This is a genomic window from Nocardioides dilutus (genome assembly GCF_054779555.1).
The window spans coordinates 832,782-848,975 of the sequence record NZ_BAAGYA010000002.1; the positions used below are offsets into that span (position 1 = coordinate 832,782).

General features: G+C 70.7%; 17 protein-coding genes and 1 pseudogene. 11 read left to right on the forward strand and 7 right to left on the reverse strand.

Features of this window, described 5'->3' with window-relative positions; genetic code table 11:
• The first annotated feature begins 53 nt into the window (after positions 1-53).
• Positions 54-2,108: an acyltransferase family protein gene (locus tag ACYVC6_RS13650; protein ID WP_460715341.1), complete on the forward strand. Its 2,055-nt coding sequence runs from the start codon at positions 54-56 to the stop codon at positions 2,106-2,108.
• A gap of 6 nt (positions 2,109-2,114) precedes the next feature.
• On the opposite strand, the gene ACYVC6_RS13655 is transcribed toward ACYVC6_RS13650, so the two are convergent.
• The gene (locus ACYVC6_RS13655; RefSeq protein WP_460714923.1) at positions 2,115-2,606 is read right to left on the reverse strand and encodes a DUF6174 domain-containing protein; all 492 of its coding nucleotides are present in this window, start codon (positions 2,604-2,606) and stop codon (positions 2,115-2,117) included.
• An 80-nt stretch (positions 2,607-2,686) separates the two neighbouring features.
• Here ACYVC6_RS13655 and ACYVC6_RS13660 point away from each other — a divergent pair, with 80 nt between their 5' ends.
• The 6 genes and pseudogenes from ACYVC6_RS13660 (at position 2,687) to ACYVC6_RS13685 (ending at position 8,547) form a co-directional block, all read left to right on the forward strand.
• Entirely contained in the window at positions 2,687-2,860 is a 174-nt protein-coding gene (locus tag ACYVC6_RS13660; protein ID WP_460714924.1) for a DUF5302 domain-containing protein, read from the forward strand.
• 169 nt (positions 2,861-3,029) lie between these two features.
• A pseudogene (locus tag ACYVC6_RS13665) lies at positions 3,030-3,563 on the forward strand (MaoC family dehydratase); the annotation flags it as partial.
• A gap of 32 nt (positions 3,564-3,595) precedes the next feature.
• Complete coding sequence (locus ACYVC6_RS13670; protein WP_460714925.1) at positions 3,596-4,291, forward strand: Crp/Fnr family transcriptional regulator; 696 nt, start codon at positions 3,596-3,598, stop codon at positions 4,289-4,291.
• A gap of 44 nt (positions 4,292-4,335) precedes the next feature.
• The gene (locus tag ACYVC6_RS13675) at positions 4,336-5,760 is read left to right on the forward strand and encodes an FAD-binding oxidoreductase (protein ID WP_460714926.1); all 1,425 of its coding nucleotides are present in this window, start codon (positions 4,336-4,338) and stop codon (positions 5,758-5,760) included.
• A gap of 139 nt (positions 5,761-5,899) precedes the next feature.
• Positions 5,900-7,861 (forward strand): CASTOR/POLLUX-related putative ion channel, encoded by a 1,962-nt coding sequence (locus ACYVC6_RS13680; protein WP_460714927.1) that lies wholly within the window; start codon positions 5,900-5,902, stop codon positions 7,859-7,861.
• A gap of 44 nt (positions 7,862-7,905) precedes the next feature.
• Entirely contained in the window at positions 7,906-8,547 is a 642-nt protein-coding gene (locus ACYVC6_RS13685) for a DUF6758 family protein (protein ID WP_460714928.1), read from the forward strand.
• A 13-nt stretch (positions 8,548-8,560) separates the two neighbouring features.
• On the opposite strand, the gene ACYVC6_RS13690 is transcribed toward ACYVC6_RS13685, so the two are convergent.
• On the reverse strand, positions 8,561-9,319 hold the full coding sequence (locus ACYVC6_RS13690) for an SDR family NAD(P)-dependent oxidoreductase (protein ID WP_460714929.1): 759 nt from the start codon (positions 9,317-9,319) through the stop codon (positions 8,561-8,563).
• A 43-nt stretch (positions 9,320-9,362) separates the two neighbouring features.
• Here ACYVC6_RS13690 and ACYVC6_RS13695 point away from each other — a divergent pair, with 43 nt between their 5' ends.
• Together ACYVC6_RS13695 and ACYVC6_RS13700 are read left to right on the forward strand one after the other, a co-directional pair.
• Positions 9,363-10,151, forward strand: a complete 789-nt coding sequence (locus tag ACYVC6_RS13695) for a ParA family protein (RefSeq protein ID WP_460714930.1) — start codon at positions 9,363-9,365, stop codon at positions 10,149-10,151.
• On the forward strand, positions 10,148-10,987 hold the full coding sequence (locus ACYVC6_RS13700) for a L,D-transpeptidase (RefSeq protein WP_460714931.1): 840 nt from the start codon (positions 10,148-10,150) through the stop codon (positions 10,985-10,987). The genes ACYVC6_RS13695 and ACYVC6_RS13700 overlap by 4 nt, the downstream gene beginning before the upstream one ends.
• 44 nt (positions 10,988-11,031) lie before the next feature.
• Here the strand turns inward: ACYVC6_RS13700 and ACYVC6_RS13705 are convergent, their stop codons facing one another.
• Positions 11,032-12,441: a DEAD/DEAH box helicase gene (locus ACYVC6_RS13705; protein WP_460714932.1), complete on the reverse strand. Its 1,410-nt coding sequence runs from the start codon at positions 12,439-12,441 to the stop codon at positions 11,032-11,034.
• A 239-nt stretch (positions 12,442-12,680) separates the two neighbouring features.
• On the opposite strand from ACYVC6_RS13705, the gene ACYVC6_RS13710 reads away from it, so the two are divergent.
• Entirely contained in the window at positions 12,681-13,394 is a 714-nt protein-coding gene (locus ACYVC6_RS13710; protein ID WP_460714933.1) for a ferritin-like fold-containing protein, read from the forward strand.
• 14 nt (positions 13,395-13,408) lie between these two features.
• Here ACYVC6_RS13710 and ACYVC6_RS13715 read toward each other — a convergent pair whose 3' ends face one another.
• Entirely contained in the window at positions 13,409-14,026 is a 618-nt protein-coding gene (locus ACYVC6_RS13715) for a winged helix-turn-helix transcriptional regulator (protein ID WP_460714934.1), read from the reverse strand.
• Positions 14,027-14,159: 133 nt separating this feature from the next.
• On the opposite strand from ACYVC6_RS13715, the gene ACYVC6_RS13720 reads away from it, so the two are divergent.
• Positions 14,160-14,963 (forward strand): class I SAM-dependent methyltransferase, encoded by an 804-nt coding sequence (locus ACYVC6_RS13720; protein ID WP_460714935.1) that lies wholly within the window; start codon positions 14,160-14,162, stop codon positions 14,961-14,963.
• Between the two features lie 5 nt (positions 14,964-14,968).
• Here the strand turns inward: ACYVC6_RS13720 and ACYVC6_RS13725 are convergent, their stop codons facing one another.
• Genes ACYVC6_RS13725 through ACYVC6_RS13735 form a run of 3 tightly spaced genes read right to left on the reverse strand, consistent with a single transcriptional unit; the run spans position 14,969 to position 16,171 of the window.
• Entirely contained in the window at positions 14,969-15,247 is a 279-nt protein-coding gene (locus ACYVC6_RS13725; protein ID WP_460714936.1) for a GlsB/YeaQ/YmgE family stress response membrane protein, read from the reverse strand.
• A gap of 11 nt (positions 15,248-15,258) precedes the next feature.
• The gene (locus ACYVC6_RS13730) at positions 15,259-15,480 is read right to left on the reverse strand and encodes a DUF3107 domain-containing protein (RefSeq protein ID WP_460714937.1); all 222 of its coding nucleotides are present in this window, start codon (positions 15,478-15,480) and stop codon (positions 15,259-15,261) included.
• A 28-nt stretch (positions 15,481-15,508) separates the two neighbouring features.
• On the reverse strand, positions 15,509-16,171 hold the full coding sequence (locus ACYVC6_RS13735) for a TetR/AcrR family transcriptional regulator (protein WP_460714938.1): 663 nt from the start codon (positions 16,169-16,171) through the stop codon (positions 15,509-15,511).
• Between the last annotated feature and the right edge of the window lie 23 nt (positions 16,172-16,194).

The following is a 16,194-nucleotide window of genomic DNA, read 5'->3' on the forward strand; positions in this document are numbered from 1 at the left end:
TCCCCGGGTCCCACGAGGAGCGGGCGAGCGGCTTCAGGCCTGACATCCAGGGCCTGCGGGCCGTGGCGGTGCTCCTGGTGGTGCTGGACCACGCCCGGATCGGCCCGTTCCACGGTGGCTTCGTCGGGGTCGACGTCTTCTTCGTCATCTCCGGGTTCCTGATCACCGGGCTGCTCATCGGCGAGGCCCAGCGCACCCACCGGATCTCCCTGCTCGGCTTCTACGCCCGGCGGGCCAAGCGGATCATCCCCGCGGCCACCCTCGTGCTCGCCGTCACGGCCGTGGCGTCCTACTTCCTGCTCAACGGCATCGCTGCGGTACGGCTGCTCAAGGACTCGGTCTGGGCGACGTTCTTCGCCGCCAACATCAAGTTCGCCCAGGACGAGACCGACTACTGGGCGCAGGATGCGGCGACCTCGCCGATCCAGCACTACTGGTCGTTGGCGGTGGAGGAGCAGTTCTACGTCGTCTGGCCGGTGGTAGTCCTGCTGTTGGTCCGGCTGTTCCGGCGCCACGGTCGTGACCGCCGGGCGATCGTGGTCACGATCGCAGCGATCAGCCTCATCTCGTTCGGCTACGGCGTGTGGCTGACCGGCGTGGAGCCGCTGGGCGCCTACTTCTCCACTCCGGCGCGGGCCTGGGAGCTCGGCCTGGGGGCCGGCGTCGCCGCGGCTCTGCTGCGGATCGGCCGGCTGCCCGGCGTGCTGCTGGCCGGAGCATCCTGGCTCGGACTGGCCATGGTGGCGGCGTCCGCCCTGCTCTTCACCGACGGCACCCGGGTGCCGGGGGTCGCCGCGCTGCTGCCTGTGGTGGGCACGGCCCTGCTCCTGGGGGGTGGGGTGGCGGCCGCGTCCTGGGGTCCGCAGCGGCTGCTCGGCGTCGCCCCGATGAGGTGGGTGGGTGACCGTTCCTACTCCTACTATCTGTGGCACTGGCCGGCACTGATCCTGGTGGCAGCCGTCTGGCGCACCCTGTCCGGCTGGTCGGGCCTGCTGGTCGCGGGCGGTGCACTGGCGCTGGCGGACCTGTCCTACCGGTTCGTCGAGAACCCGTTCCGCTCGGCGACGTTCTTCAAGCCACAGCTGCGCGGGATCGCGCTCTACCCGGCGTCCGTGGCGCTGCTCGGCGTGGTCCTGTGGTCGGCGCACCACCAGATCGTCAGCGAGCAGAACGACCCGAACCCGGCGATCACCACGTCCAACTTCGGCCAGGAGGGCGGCGCGGAGGTGGACTTCTCCGACGACCCGGCGGTCGCGATCGTGGAGGCCTCGGTGCTGGCGGCGCAGAACGGCCAGCCGATCCCTTATCCCCTCAAGCCGGACGCATTGAGCCTCGTGGAGACCGACGACCCGGTCGCCGCGGACCTCGGCGGGTGCGAGTACTTCGGGATCCCCGACCCGATGCCGCTGTGTCCGCTGGGCGACCCCGACGGCGACAAGACGATGGTGCTGGTCGGCGACTCGCACATGCGCCACTGGATCCCGGCGCTCGGCAAGATCGCCCAGCAGCAGGGCTACCGCGCCTACTACTTCGTCCTGCAGGGCTGCACGCCCGCCCTGGTCCAGCCGGTGACCCCGCGCAAGGACGCGCCCGACGAGGACTGCGTCTTCTTCCACGAGTGGACCCACGACCAGATCCAGGAGCTGCGCCCGGACCTGGTCGTGATGTCGACCGACACGCAGTTCGAGTACGTCGACGACGACGGGCGGCGCACCAAGGACAACAAGGAGATCGCCGGCCTCATCGAGCGCGGCATGGTCGAGCGGATCGAGGCGACCCGGCCGTTCGCCGGGCGGATCGTGGTGATCGGCGACGTACCGCGGCTCAAGTTCGACCCCGAGGTCATCACCGAGCGCGGCGCCACCCTCGCCGACGGGCTGTCGGACCCGCAGGCGCGCTCGATGCAGATGCGCCGGGCGGTGAAGGCGGCCGTCGACGCGACCGGGGTGGACTACGTCGACCCGAAGCGGTGGTTCTGCGCCTACGACAAGTGCCCCGTGGTGGTCGGCGACTACATCACCCACCGCGACCGCGGACACATGACCCTGGAGTACGGCAGGTCGCTGGCCGGCCCGCTGGCCCGGGCGATGGGTCTGACCTCGCCCTAGCAGCTCCTAGCCCACCACGACGTCGCTGACCTGGTAGCCGCGCTCCTCGTCGACGGTGTCGCGGTCCTCGTCGACGTAGACGCTGGTCGGGTAGTCCTGGCCGGCCGGCCACTCGACCCGGACCGAGTCGGCCTCGGTGTTGTTGGCCTCGTCGATGACGTCGTTGATCGTGAGCCACAGGAACTCGTCGGCCGGCGTCCCGGCGTCCGCGCCCCGGCCGTCGCCGTCGTAGACGGCGTCGACGACCTCGCCGTCGCGGACGGTGACGTCGACGGGTGTGCCCCCGCCGACGCAGAAGCACGCGAGGACCAGCGTGTAGGTGTAGTCCTCGGGCTCGAAGGGCGGATAGGTGCCTACCGTGGGGGCCGCGGTCGGATCGCCGGTCGCCGGGCCGGAGCCTGGGTCGGAGGCGACGTCGTTGCCGTCACCACCGCACGCGGCCAGGGCGAGGGAGAGGGAGAGGGCGGCGGCCGTGGCGGCCAGGGTGAGACGGCTCATGTCGCTCTGACGCTACGCGGACGACGCCGGCTCCGCGTTTTCCGGTCGACTGGCGGTGCCTCGGGTGCGATGGTGGGGTGGTGAGCGACAACGAGGACCTCAAGGCCAAGATGCGCGAGGCGCTGGACCGCAAGGACACCAAGGAGAAGGGCGTCCACCAGGACGGGCCCACCCCCGAGAAGGCCCACGGCTCCGAGGTGATCGGCGGGGCGCCGAAGATGCACCGCCGCAAGGCCGGGGGAGGCGGCAGCTGACCGAGGAACGAGGTCAGCTCCGACTCACCGGCCTTGATGGTGGTCGAGCAAGCCGCGCGACCGAGCTCGCGAGGTCGCGACCGGCGTGTCGAGACACGGCCGGTGGCGGAGGCTCGTGAGATAGCCCACGCGACCGCCGGCTGACCCGGGCCTCCCGGACAGGGAGGATGGGCGCATGCAGTTCGGACGCAGCTATGAGGAGTTCGAGGTCGGCGCGACCTACAAGCACTGGCCCGGCAAGACGGTGACGGAGTACGACGACCACCTGTTCTGCCTGCTCACCATGAACCACCATCCGCTCCACCTCGACGCCAACTACGCCGAGGAGACGACCCAGTTCGGCCAGAACGTCGTGGTCGGCAACTACGTCTACTCGATCCTGCTCGGCATGTCGGTGCCCGACATCTCCGGCAAGGCGATCGCCAACCTGGAGATCGAGTCGCTGCGGCACGTGGCGCCGACCTTCCACGGCGACACGCTCTACGGCGAGACGACCGTCCTCGACAAGTGGGAGTCGACGTCCAAGGACGACCGCGGCGTCGTCCACGTCGAGACGATCGGCTACAACCAGGACGGCAAGGTCGTCTGCATCTTCCGCCGCAAGGTGATGGTGCCCAAGAACAGCTATCTCGAGGAGCGTGGCGGCGAGCAGCCCGGCCGCCCGGTGCCCCAGCCCGACAAGAACTGGCCCGCGCAGCCGTAGGACCCTCAGTCCCGCGCTTCTATCCTCACTTCGTGGACCACGTCGGTGTCCTGCACCAAACGCCGATCTTCCGCGACCTGGCGGTGGCCGACCTCGAGGAGCTGGCGCCGGTCGTCCTCGAACGCCACTACGCGCGCGGTGCGGCGGTCTGGCTCGAAGGAGACCGAGCCGACGTGCTGTGCGTGGTCGCCGCGGGGCAGCTCAAGGCTCACCGTGTCAGCCCGGACGGACGAGAGGTGATCCTCGCCGTCTACGGCGTGGGTGCGGTGACCGGTGAGGTCGGCCTGTTCCACCCCGCCGGACTGCGCTGGCTGGCTTTGAGCGCGATGACGCCGTCGCGCTGCTTGATGATCCGGCGGGCGCCGCTCCTGGCCTTCCTGTCGCGCCACCCAGCCGCGATGCAGCGGATGCTCGAGAGCCTGAGCATCGCGGCTGTGCGGGCGGCCTATTCCTACAGCGGCATGGCCTTCGAGGACATCGGCCGGAGAGTGGCGAGCCTGCTGCTCTTCCTCGCTCAGGAGTACGGCGACCCGGATGGCGCTGGTGCGCGGATTCGGCTGCGGCTGTCACAGGGGGACCTGGCAGCCCACGTGGGGGCGTCGCGCGAGAACGTCAACCGAGCTTTGGCGAGACTGACCGCCGCCCGGGTGGTCAGCCAGCACGACGGGCACCTCCACGTGCTGGATCTCGCCGCACTGGAGGCCGTGGCGACCGGCGCCGATGTGTGACGCACGGCACTGCCGTCGCGCTGCGAGCGGCGCAATCTCCTGCCATGACCGATACCACCATCTCCCGGAGCGCCGCCCTCGACCTGAGCGCTCTCCGCGCCGGCTTCGCCGGCGAGATCCTGACTCGCGACGACGGTGCGCGCTATGACGAGGCACGCGCGGTCTTCAACGGTGCGTTCGACCGACGTCCGGCGGTCATCGCCCGGGCCACCTGCGACGGCGACGTCGTGGCAGCCGTGCTGTTCGCAGTCTCCGTCGGGCTGCCGATGGCCGTTCGCGGCGGCGGCCACTCGGTCGCCGGCTACTCCGCGATCGACGACGGGCTGCTACTCGACCTCGGCCCGATGAAGCAGATCGAGGTTGACCCGGACGCGCGACTCGTCCGGGTCGGTCCAGGCGTCGTCTGGGGTGAGCTCGACGCCGCCACGCAGCAGCACGGACTCGCCACCACCGGCGGCCGGATGACCACCACGGGCGTGGCCGGCTTCGTGCTGGGCAGCGGCAGCGGCTGGCTCGAGCGCGCACACGGGCTCGCCTGCGACAACCTCGTGTCGGCACGGGTCGTCACTGCGGACGGCCGGATCCTCACTGCCAGCGAGACCGAGCAGCCGGAGCTGTTCTGGGGACTGCGCGGCGCCGGCGGCAACTTCGGCATCGTCACCGAGTTCGAGCTGCGGCTGCACCCGGTCGGCCCGACCATCTACGGAGGCATGCTCATCCACCCGCGCGAGCGGGCGGGGGAGGTCCTGCGGCTCTTCCGTGACTTCATGCACGACGCACCGCGAGAGCTCGGCGGCGGGGCGCTCCTCATGACTGCGCCACCGGCGCCGTTCGTGCCGCCAGAGCTGCAGGAACGCCCGGCCGTGGGCCTGGCGCTCGCCTACTTCGGGTCGCCGGGGGAGGGAGAACGGTTGCTTGCGCCGCTGCGTGAGTCCCCCGACCCGGTCGTCGACCTCCTCGGCCCCATGCCCTACTCAGGACTCCAGGCGATGACCGATGCGGCCAATCCGCCGGGCCGCCGCAACTACTGGCACTCCGAGCTCTTCGGTGAGGTCCCTGACGAGGTGATCTACACGATGGTCGCGCGTGCCGCCGTCGCGACCTCCCCGGCGAGTGTGATGATCATGGGCGCGTGGGGCGGTGCGGTCGCCGAGGTGCCGGAGGACGCCACGCCGATCCAAGGACGCTCGGCGCCGTGGTTCTACCACTGCTACGGGGTCTGGACCGAGCCCCTCGACGACGACGTGCACATCGCCTGGGTCCGCGACACAGCTCACGCTCTGCGTCCTTGGACCGTTGCCGGGATCGGGCTGAACTTCGTCAGCGATGTCGACGACGACCGGGTCCGCGAGACGTTCGGGGCGGAGAAGCATCGCCGGCTGGTCGCGCTCAAGGACGAGTTCGACCCCGACAACGTGTTCTGCAGGAATCAGAACGTCCCGCCCTCGAGGTCCGGGGCCTCCGGCTGACGGCTCACGGTCGCCGATGTGTCTGGGCCTGGGGGCATGGCCCGAACGTGCCAGTGACGACCACGGCCTCGCCGGGAGATCATTCACCGGGCCCTGTCCTGCGACAGGTCGGGCGAGGCGAGCGAGGGAGCAGTCGGGCATGGCACGCACGGGACAGCAGCTGAGGGTCCGGACGGCGAAGGCGATGGCGCAGAGCAGCCGACCCTCCCTCAAGACGGCGACCGAGAAGAAGTCGGGCCTCGGTGACCGGCTGCGCTACATGTTCGACAACTCGATGTCCGCAGGAACACCGGCGCTGGTGGCGTGGCTGACCGCGTCGACGCTGCTCCTCATCATCTTGTTCGCCTTCATCCTCACGGTGACCGGGATGGGCAACGACGGCACGGAACGCAACTTCTTCGAGGAGCTGTTCTACAACCTGCTGCACGCGCTCGACCCCGGCACCATCGGCGGTGACGCCGGCAGCTGGCCGTTCCTGCTGACGATGCTGGGACTGACGCTGGGCGGGCTCTTCATCGTCAGCGCGCTGATCGGTGTGCTGGCCAACGGCATCGACTCCAAGCTCGCCGACCTCCGCCGCGGTCGCTCGATCGTCCTGGAGAAGGACCACACGGTGATCCTGGGCTGGTCGGAGTCGATCTTCACGATCATCTCCGAGCTCACCCAGGCCAACGAGAGCCGCAAGGACCCGGTCATCGTGATCCTCGCCGACCGGGACAAGGTCGACATGGAGGAGGAGCTCAAGGTCAAGGTGCCCGACCTGCGGGGGACCCGGGTGGTCTGCCGCTCGGGCTCACCCATGGACCTCGACGACCTGCGGCTCAGCAGCCACGACACCGCCCGCTCGGTGATCCTCCTCGCACCGGACTCCGACGACCCCGACGCAGAGGTCATCAAGACGCTCCTGGCGCTCAACCACCAGGGGAGCGACCGCGGGGACGACTCGGTGCGGATCGTGGCCGAGATCCAGGACCCGTCCAACCTCGAGGCCGCCCGCCTCGTCGGCGCGGACCGGACCACCCTGCTGGACATCCGCGAGACGGTCGCCAAGCTCGTCGTCCAGACGTCGCGGCAGTCCGGCGCCGCGGCCGTCTACACCGAGCTGTTCGACTACGAGGGCGACGAGTTCTACTTCTTCGAGGACCACGGGTTGGACGGCTCGACGTACGCCGAGGCGCTGCTCGCCTTCGAGTCGGCCTCCGTCGTCGGCGTGATCGACAACGGGGTCTCCAAGCTCAACGTCCCCTCGGACACGGTCCTGACGTCCGAGCAGACGCTCATCGTCGTGGTCGAGGACGACTCGGTGCTCGGCGAGCAGTCGCGGTCGCTGACCGAGCCCGCGCTGAACCGGCTCGGTGAGCAGCTCGGCAACGACGAGCACCCCACCCAGGCGCTGCTGATCGGCTGGAACCAGCGCGCCCCGATCGTGCTCCGTGAGCTGGACCGCTACGCGCCCCCCGGCTCGACCCTGACCGTCCTGACGGCCTTCGGCGACCCGGAGGTGCCGGCCATGGCCAACCTCGCGGTCACGGTGGTCAAGGGCTCCACGACCAACCGGGCCGTCCTGGACCAGCACGTGTCCGCGACCCTCGACCAGATCATCGTGCTCTGCTACGACGACTACCTCGAGACGCAGGCCGCCGACTCCCGCACCCTGGTGACGCTCCTGCACGTGCGCGACGCGCTGCGCAAGTCCGGTTCCGAGACCCCGGTGGTCAGCGAGATGCTCGACGACCGCAACCGGGTGCTGGCCTCGGTCGCCGATGTCGACGACGTGGTGGTCAGCGGCGAGATCGTCAGCCTGTTGGTCACCCAGCTCTCCGAGGACGGCCGGCTCGAGGCGGTCTTCAAGGAGCTGCTCGGATCAGAGGGCAGTGAGATCTACCTGCGGCCCGCCGAGTGGTACGTCCAGCCGGGCGAGGAAGTCAGCTGGGCGACCGTGGTGGCGGGAGCGGCGCGTCGCAACGAGACGGCCATCGGCCTCAAGTCGGCCCTGCTCGCCGAGCCGGGCATGAAGTTCGGAGTCGTGGTCAACCCGCCGAAGTCCGAGACCTACACGATCTCGGCCGGGGACGCGGTCGTGGTGCTCGCTGAGAACTGACCCCTCGGTGGTCCGCGGCCGGATCTACTGAGACTCTTGGCCCCATGCCGCTGAATCCCGGGTGCCCGCGCTGCCCGACCCCGGTCGCGCGGGCGGGCGTCGACGGACGCTGGTCCTGCCCCGAGCACGGCGAGATCCAGCCTCTGTGGCGGCCGGACGAGGCGTCCTACGACGACTTCGTGGAGCACCTCGGCGCCACCGCCACCTTCCCGACCTACCTGCCGTGGCCGTTGAGCCCCGGGTGGCGGGTCACCGACTTCGCGTCCGTGGGCGACCACGGCGACGGCGGCCGGGCGGTCATGACCTGCGTGTCGGGCACCAGCGAGCTCGACGGTCCGGTCGACGTACTGGTCGTCAGCGAGGAGGCCGGGACCGGCCTCGGCGCCAGGATCGCCGGCACCCTGCACGACGACCCGGGGCACGAGATCGGCAAGGGGCCGCCTACCGTCCGGGTGCGCGTCGACGGCCAGTCCGTTCCTCTGTGGCCCGTCTCCACCAGCGAGTCGCGGGGCGAGTGGGACCGCTCCGTGCTCGCCGGCGAGGCCGCTGGGCGCTGGCTCTGGATGGTCCTGCGCCCGGCCTCGGCGGTTCTCCTGCTCCGTGACGACTGGCTGCTGCGCGACGTCTCCGGCCTCGGCCCGCCGCTGGTCGAGCTGCCGTTCGGGGGCCCGGCGCCGAGCTGGTGAGCGCGGGCTCGGGCTACTTCCTTCCGAGACCCTGGAACCGCTGCAGCAGACCGCTCGGGACCACTCGGGCCACCGTCGTGATCGCTTTGTACTGCGCCGACGGGATCGAGAACGTCTTGCCCTTCTCGAAGTCCCTGAGCGCGGTGGCGACCAGCTCGTCGGCGTCCAGCCACATGAAGTCAGGGGCAGAGCCGCGGCTCACGCCCATCCGCTCGTGGAACTCGGTCTTGGTGAAGCCCGGGCAGAGAGCGGTGACGGTGACCCCGCGGTCGCGGTACTCGTTGGCCGCCCACTCGCTGAAGCTGTTGGCCCAGGCCTTTGCGGCGCTGTAGGTGCCGCGCGGCAGGAACGCGGCCACGCTCGAGACGTTGATGACGCCCCCACTGCCGCGCTCGGCCATCGCGCCCAGCGCGGCGTGGCTCAGGCGCAGCACGGCGGTGACCAGAACGTCGAGCATCGCTTGCTCGACCTCGATGTCGTTGTCGAGGAAGCGGCCCTTGAGCCCGAACCCGGCGTTGTTGACCAGCAGGTCGACGGGCCGGTCGCGATCGGCGAGGCGCTGCTCGACCCGAGCCAGGGAGGCCCGTTCGCTGAGGTCGGCCGGCAGCACCTCGACCTCGACCCCGTGGGCGGAGCGGAGCTCGTCGGCGAGCTCGGCGAGCCGCGCCTCGTTGCGAGCCACGAGCACCAGGGCGTGACCGCCCTCGGCGAGCTGGCGGGCGAAGCTGCGGCCGATCCCCGCGGTCGGGCCTGTGACGAGAGCGGTGGGCATGGCGGTCAGTCAACCACTCGCGGGTCCGGCACAATGGGGCCCGATGAGCACACAACCCACGGTCCTCGCGGTCGCCAACCAGAAGGGTGGCGTCGCCAAGACGACCACGGTGGCCTCGATCGGCGCGGCGCTGGCCGAGCTCGGCCACAAGGTGCTGCTCGTCGACCTGGACCCGCAGGCGTGCCTGACGTTCTCCTTGGGCGTCGATCCGGAGGACCTCGAGCTGTCGGTCCACCACGTCCTGACCAAGGGCCTCGCACCGGGCGAGGCGATCCTGGCGACCGAGGACGGCGTCGACCTGCTGCCGGCGACCATCGAGCTGGCCCGGGCCGAGGCGGACCTCCTCACCCGCACCGGCCGGGAGCACGTCCTAGCCGGTGTGGTCTCCGACCTGACCGATGCCGGTGCGGCGTACGACTGGATCCTGCTCGACTGCCCGCCGTCGCTGGGGGTGCTCACCGTCGCGGCACTGACCGCGGCCGAGGGCGTCCTGATCCCGCTCCAGTGCGAGACGTTGTCCCACCGTGGTGTCGGGCAGCTCCTCGACACCGTGCACGACGTACGCCGCTTCACCAACCGTGGCCTCGAGGTCTGGGGGGTCCTCCCGACGCTCTACGACGGCCGCACCAACCACTCGCGGACGGTCCTGGAGACCATCTCGGACACCTATGACCTCGAGGTCATCGAGCCGCCGATCCCTAAGACCATCAAGTTCGCCGAGGCGCCGGCGCGGGGCCGGTCGATCCTGGCCACCAGCCGCAGCAGCAAGGGCGCCCGGGCCTACCGTGAGGTAGCCGACAACCTGGTCGAGCGAGCGCGCGCGCGAGGATGAGCCGCCACCGGGCCGAGCCCGCACGACGCCGTACGCCGGCGTCGCCGCACCGGCACGTCGCGAGCCAGCCGCGCTACGGCCGGATCGGCGTGGTCGCGGTGTCCGCTGCCGTCTGCCTGGTCGCGATGCTGGGCGGGATCGGGGTGCTGCCGTCGGTGGCCGGCTCCGCCCGCGACCAGGCCCGGGACAGCACGGTCGCCCGCGACCTGACCGGACGCTCGGCGCTCGCGTCCATCGGTGAGAGTGCCGTGCTGGTCCTCGACTCCGCCCAGAACGAGGGCGACGGCAGCCAAGGTCAGGCCGGGGCGCAGACGCCGGACGAGCCGGCCCGGCCCGACGGGACACAGCAGCCCGACGCCGACGGCGGGCCGACCGGGGCCGATCCCGCCGACCGGGCCGACGCGGCCGAGGTGGATGCCGTGGTCGACGAGACGCTGCCCGCCGACTCGGGCGAGGGCTACCGGGTCGTCTTCAGCGAGAGTCGGCAGCGGGTCTGGTTGGTCGACGCCGAGGACCGTGTCCAGCGGACCTACCCGGTGTCGGGCAGCGTCTACGACAACCTCGAGCCGGGCACCTACGAGGTCTACTCACGCTCCGAGCAGGCCTACGCCTTCGACGGTTCCGGGAGCATGAAGTACTTCGTGCGCTTCGCCGAGGGCGACACCGGTGCGGCCATCGGCTTCCACGACATCCCCGTGGGCAACGACGGTGAGCTCGTGCAGACCGTCGACCAGCTCGGCACGCCGCTCTCGCACGGCTGCATCCGTCAGGAGCGCGACGACGCGATCGCCCTGTGGGAGTTCACCGAGATCGGCACCGAGGTCGTCGTCGTCTAGCCGCTGACCGGGTCAGCGGTGAGTGGGGACGTCTCTTCGCTGCCCTACGCGGTCGCGGTGGCCTGGTCGCCCTGGCCGCCACCTGAGCTCCGGCGGCGACGACGGCTGCGGCTCCGGTTGCCCGACGAGGTGCCGCCTTCGGCGCTCACCTCGGCCTTGGGCTGCTCGGCCCCGGCCTTGACCTGCTCGCCGCTGCGGGTGCGGGTCCGGCTGCGGTTGCGGTTGCGCTGGCCACCATCGCGCCCGCCGTCGCGCCCACCGTCGCGGGAGCCACCGTCGCGGGAGCCACTGCGCGGGCCACGGTCCTCGCGCGGCTTGCGCTCCACGGGCGGTGCGTCGACCAGGCGGCCCTTGGTGCCCGGCGCGATGCCCTGGTCGTGGAAGAGGTGCTCGGAGGTCGAGTAGGTCTCCTGCGGGTCCTCGAACGGCAGGTCCAGCGCCTTGTTGATCATCTTCCACCGGTGCAGGTCCGCCCAGTCGACGAAGGTGATCGCGATGCCCGACGCGCCGGCCCGGCCGGTGCGGCCGATCCGGTGGACGTAGGCCTTGTCGTCCTCGGGGCAGGAGTAGTTGATGACGTGGGAGACGCCCTGGACGTCGATGCCTCGGGCCGCGACGTCGGTCGCGACCAGCACCCGGAGCTTGCCGTCGCGGAACTTGGTCAGCGCCTTCTCGCGCGCGACCTGCGCCATGTCACCGTGCAGCGCACTGGCCGCGAACCCGCGCTCGGCCAGGTCGTCGGCCACCCGCTGGGCCTGACGCTTGGTGCGGGTGAAGACGATGATCTTGTCGGCGTCCTCGGCCTGCAGGACCAGGCCGATGATCTCGGGCTTGTCGAGGTCGTGCGCCTGGTAGATGAACTGGGCCGTCGCGGGCACCATCGTGGTGTCGTAGGACGACTCCGCACGGATGTTCATCGGGTGGCGCATGTGGTGGCGGGCCAGTCCGACGATCGCCGCCGGCATGGTCGCCGAGAACAGCATGGTCTGGCGGGTCTCCGGGGTCATCGAGATGAGCTTCTCGACGTCGGGGAGGAAGCCCAGGTCGAGCATCTCGTCGGCCTCGTCCAGCACCAGCGCGTGCACGTGCGAGAGGTCGAGGGCGCGGCGGTTGGCCAGGTCGATGAGCCGGCCGGGGGTGCCGACGACGATGTCGACGCCCTCCTCCAGCGCGTCGAGCTGCCCGTCGTAGCCCACGCCGCCGTAGACGGTGAGGACGCGCAGCCCGAGGTCCTTGCTGGCCAGCGCCAGGTCGCCGGAGACTTGGAGGGCCAGCTCGCGGGTCGGGGCGACGATGAGCGCCTGCGGCTTGCCCTGCGGCATGTCGGCGTACGCCGGGTCCTTGGGCGTGACGCTGCGCTGGAGGACGGGGATGCCGAAGGCCAGGGTCTTGCCGGTGCCCGTGCGGGCCTGGCCGATCAGGTCGGTGCCCATCAGGGCGACCGAGAGGGTCATCTCCTGGATGGCGAATGGGGTGACGATACCGGCGCGCTCGAGCGCGTCGCAGATGTCGGGGAGTACCCCGAGCTCACGGAAGGTGGTCAGGATCTTGTTCCTTTTCGTATGTCACCGGCCGAGTGGTCGACCGGTGTGGGAGACGGAGTTCGCAAGCGGCGGACTCGACGTCTGCCGCGCACATACTGGGTCGTGCGACCGCGCGACCTCGCCGATCAGTCTATCGGTAGGGTCGCCGCGTGACCGCATCTGACGCTCAGGACGACGTCGAGGGCCTGCCGGTCGTGTTCGAGGACGCGCTCTATCGGGACGCGGTCGTGGACCTCCTCGGCGCCATCGCCTACGGCGAGATCTCGGCGTTCGAGCGGCTCGCCGAGGACGGCAAGCTCGCGCCGACCCTGGAGGACAAGGTCGAGATCGCCGGGATGGCCAGCCTGCAGTTCAGCCGCGTCGGCCCGCTGCACGACCGGATCCGGGCGTTGGGCGCGGACCCCTTCGCGGCGATGGCGCCGTTCCGGCAGGCGCTGGACCTGTTCCACGAGCACACCGCGCCGTCGGACTGGTACGAGAGCCTCATCAAGGCCTTCGTCGGTGACGGTCTGGCCGACGACTTCTACCGCGAGATCGCGGCCTACCTCGACCCGGACACCCGGGACCTGATCATCGCCTCCGTCGACGACTCCGCGTCCTCGGCCTTCGTCGTGGAGCGGGTGCGGGCCGCGATTGCCGCGGACGCCCGGCTTGGTGGCCGGCTGGCCCTGTGGGGACGGCGGCTGATGGGAGAGGCGCTCACCCAGGCTCAGCGGGTGGCGGCCGAGCGGGACGCACTGACGGCCCTGCTCGCCGGCGGGGTCGACCGGCCCGGTCTCGACCTGGCCGCCGTCGGCCGGATGTTCTCCCGCCTCACCGAACGGCACGCCGCGCGGATGACGGAGCTCGGGCTCAGCGCCTGAGCCTGGATCCAGGCTCAAGAGCTCGGCGTGGCCGGGAGGCGGTTCCAGAAGGGCAGCGTTCGGACCACGTCCGGCCGGCCCGACACGCTGATCCGGCCGCTGCGCAGCGCCGAGGACCACGACAGAGCACCGCGGTACCAGTCGACGAAGGCACCCGACTCGGCAACTACCAGGGCGGCAGTCTCACCACCGGGGTCGGAGTAGCACAGCGCAGCGCGACCGGCCTCGGCGAGGAGCCAGAAGTACCGGTTGCCGGCCGGCTGGTCCGGGAACCTGAACGCGACGACCGTGCGTTCCTCGGGAAGGCTGCCGGGGTCGACCTGCACCAACGACCACGCCCACAGGGCGAACCCGGGGTCGGTCATCTCGGGACCCACCTCGACCCACCGTTCGCCCCAGCGTGACAGGGCGTCGATCGCGTCGTTCAGGTCGCGGCCTGCCTCGGTCAGGTGGTACGTCGAGCCGCCACCGCGCTTGGGCTTCCGCTCGACCAGACCGGCGTGCTCCAGCTCCTGTAGCCGGCGGACCAGCATCGACCGGGACATGTGTGGGACGCCGCGCGAGATGGCGGTGAACGTCTCGGCCCCCAGCATCAGGTTGCGCACCACGAGCAACGTCCAGCGCTCCGTCACCAGCTCGCAGGCTCTGGCGAGCGGACAGTACTGGCCATAGCTGCGCACGCGTCCAGCGTCGGCCCGCGGCGCGGCATTGTCGAGTGCGAAAACAGGACTGGTGAGGACCCGACGCCGGATCCAGCCTGGCCTCATGCACGAGGCAAGGACGGGACAGGTCACCGACGCGGCCGCCGAGGTCTACGAGGAGTTCTTCGTGCCGGCGTTGTTCGCCCAGTGGACCGGGGAGGTGCTCGACCGTTCGCAGACTCGGCTCGGACATCGGGTCCTCGACGTCGGCTGCGGGACCGGAGTCCTGACCAGGGCGGTGGCCGCGCGGGTGGGCGAGTCGGGCCAGGCCTGGGGAATCGACCCCAACCCGGGGATGCTGGCGGTCGCCACGAACGTCGGGGGCGGGGTGAGAGTCCGGGCGGGCCGAGCCGAGGCGCTGCCCTTCCCGGACGCGTCCTTCGACCGAGTCGTCTCGCAGTTCGCTCTGATGTTCTTCGAGGACGCCGGGGCCGCGGCCCGGGAGATGGCCCGGGTGCTGCGGCCTGACGGGGTGCTCGCGGTCGCGACCTGGGCGGCCATCGACGAGAGCCCCGGATACGCGCGGATGGCGGGTCTGCTCGAGGAGGTCGTCGGCTCGGAGGCCGCCGACGCCCTGAAGGCACCGTTCTCGCTCGGGACCGAGGGTCAGCTCCGCTCAGCGCTGGGGAGCGGCTTCCCGGAGCTGAGCATCCGCAGGCTGCCCGGGACCGCCTCGTTCCCCTCTGTCGAGGCGTGGGTGCGCACCGACATCCTGGGCTGGACGCTGCGCGAGCTGGTGGACGCGGATGCCTACGACCGGCTGCAGCGCGCGGCGGCGTCCGCCCTGGAGCCGTTCACGCGCGATGACGGCACCGTGTCGTTCGCGGCGCCTGCCCTGCTGGCCGTGGCCGGCGCCGAGGCGTCATAGCCGGTTCAGGCCTTCTTGCCGCGCCGGGCTGCGCCCGAGGTCACCACGACCACCAGCACCGCGGCGACCGCCACCTGCCAGATGTGGCGCCACCAGTCGAGCCGGGCGGTGTTCTCCTGGAAGTCGAACACGTCGACGTAGAGCCAGTTGCCGAGGAAGACGCCACCGATCCCGCACAGGATCGTCAGCCACAGCGCGACGTCGCGCTTGCCGGGAGCGAAGGCCTTGCCGAGCAGGCCGATGATCGTGCCGCCGATCAGCGCCCACAGGATCGTGCCGACCATGGCAGGAGGCCTTAGCTCCGGAAGCCGACCTGGCCGGCGAGGGCGCCGCCGATCTCGACGTAGGCGATGCGAGAGGCAGGCACGATGACCTTGCGGCCCTTGTTGTCGGTGAGCGCCAGCACGCCTTCGGAGCCGACCGCGTCGGCCACCATCTTCTCGACGGCCTCGGCCGTCTCGCCGGTGTCCACCACCAGCTCGCGCGGGGCGTGCTGGATGCCGATCTTGACCTCCACGGAGGTGCTCCTTCTGTGTTGTTGAACGTCAGGGCTGCTGGACGGGCTCGTCGGACAGCGGGTAGCCGGCGATGCCTCGCCACGCCAAGCCTGCCACCAGGGCGGCTGCGTCACCTCGGCTGATGCCGCCGGCCTCGGTGAGCCAGAACCGCGCGCTGACCTGGGCCATTCCCACGAGTGAGACCGCCAGCAGCCTGGCGGCCTCGTCGGGGAGGCCCGTGTCCTCGTGGATGACCCCCGCGACCAGCGCGGCCGTCTCGGACGTGACCCGCTCGACGTGCTCGCGGACCGCGGGCTCGTTGGTCAGGTCGGACTCGAAGACGAGCTTGAAGGCGCCGGTGTCGCTGGCGACGTAGTCGTAGAACACCGCGATGGTGGCCTCGACCCGCAGCTTGTTGTCCTGGGTGGCCTCGAGGGCGGCCCGGGTGTTGGCGATGATGGTGTCGCACGAGGCGTCGAGCAGCGCGAGGTAGAGGTCGAGCTTGCCGGGGAAGTGCTGGTAGAGCACCGGCTTGGAGACCCCGGCGCGGTCGGCGATGTCGTCCATCGCGGCGGCGTGGTAGCCCTGCGCGACGAAGACCTCGAGGGCCGAGTCGAGCAACTGGGCACGCCGTTCGCGCCGCGGCAGGCGGCCGCCACGAGGCCGCGCCTCGTCCACCTGTGAGTCGATGTCGTACTGCCCTGCGGTCACGTGCCGAACCCTACCCATAGGTA

What these genes read in the sequence shown, in the direction of transcription:
- ACYVC6_RS13695 (WP_460714930.1), top strand. Translation starts at nt 9,363, where the DNA reads ATGAGCACACAACCCACGGTCCTCGCGGTCGCCAACCAGAAGGGTGGC.
- ACYVC6_RS13720 (WP_460714935.1), top strand. Translation starts at nt 14,160, where the DNA reads ATGCACGAGGCAAGGACGGGACAGGTCACCGACGCGGCCGCCGAGGTC.
- ACYVC6_RS13690 (WP_460714929.1), bottom strand. Translation starts at nt 9,319, where the DNA reads ATGCCCACCGCTCTCGTCACAGGCCCGACCGCGGGGATCGGCCGCAGC.
- ACYVC6_RS13655 (WP_460714923.1), bottom strand. Translation starts at nt 2,606, where the DNA reads ATGAGCCGTCTCACCCTGGCCGCCACGGCCGCCGCCCTCTCCCTCTCC.
- ACYVC6_RS13685 (WP_460714928.1), top strand. Translation starts at nt 7,906, where the DNA reads ATGCCGCTGAATCCCGGGTGCCCGCGCTGCCCGACCCCGGTCGCGCGG.
- ACYVC6_RS13700 (WP_460714931.1), top strand. Translation starts at nt 10,148, where the DNA reads ATGAGCCGCCACCGGGCCGAGCCCGCACGACGCCGTACGCCGGCGTCG.
- ACYVC6_RS13675 (WP_460714926.1), top strand. Translation starts at nt 4,336, where the DNA reads ATGACCGATACCACCATCTCCCGGAGCGCCGCCCTCGACCTGAGCGCT.
- ACYVC6_RS13705 (WP_460714932.1), bottom strand. Translation starts at nt 12,441, where the DNA reads ATGACCCTCTCGGTCGCCCTGATGGGCACCGACCTGATCGGCCAGGCC.
- ACYVC6_RS13680 (WP_460714927.1), top strand. Translation starts at nt 5,900, where the DNA reads ATGGCACGCACGGGACAGCAGCTGAGGGTCCGGACGGCGAAGGCGATG.
- ACYVC6_RS13725 (WP_460714936.1), bottom strand. Translation starts at nt 15,247, where the DNA reads ATGGTCGGCACGATCCTGTGGGCGCTGATCGGCGGCACGATCATCGGC.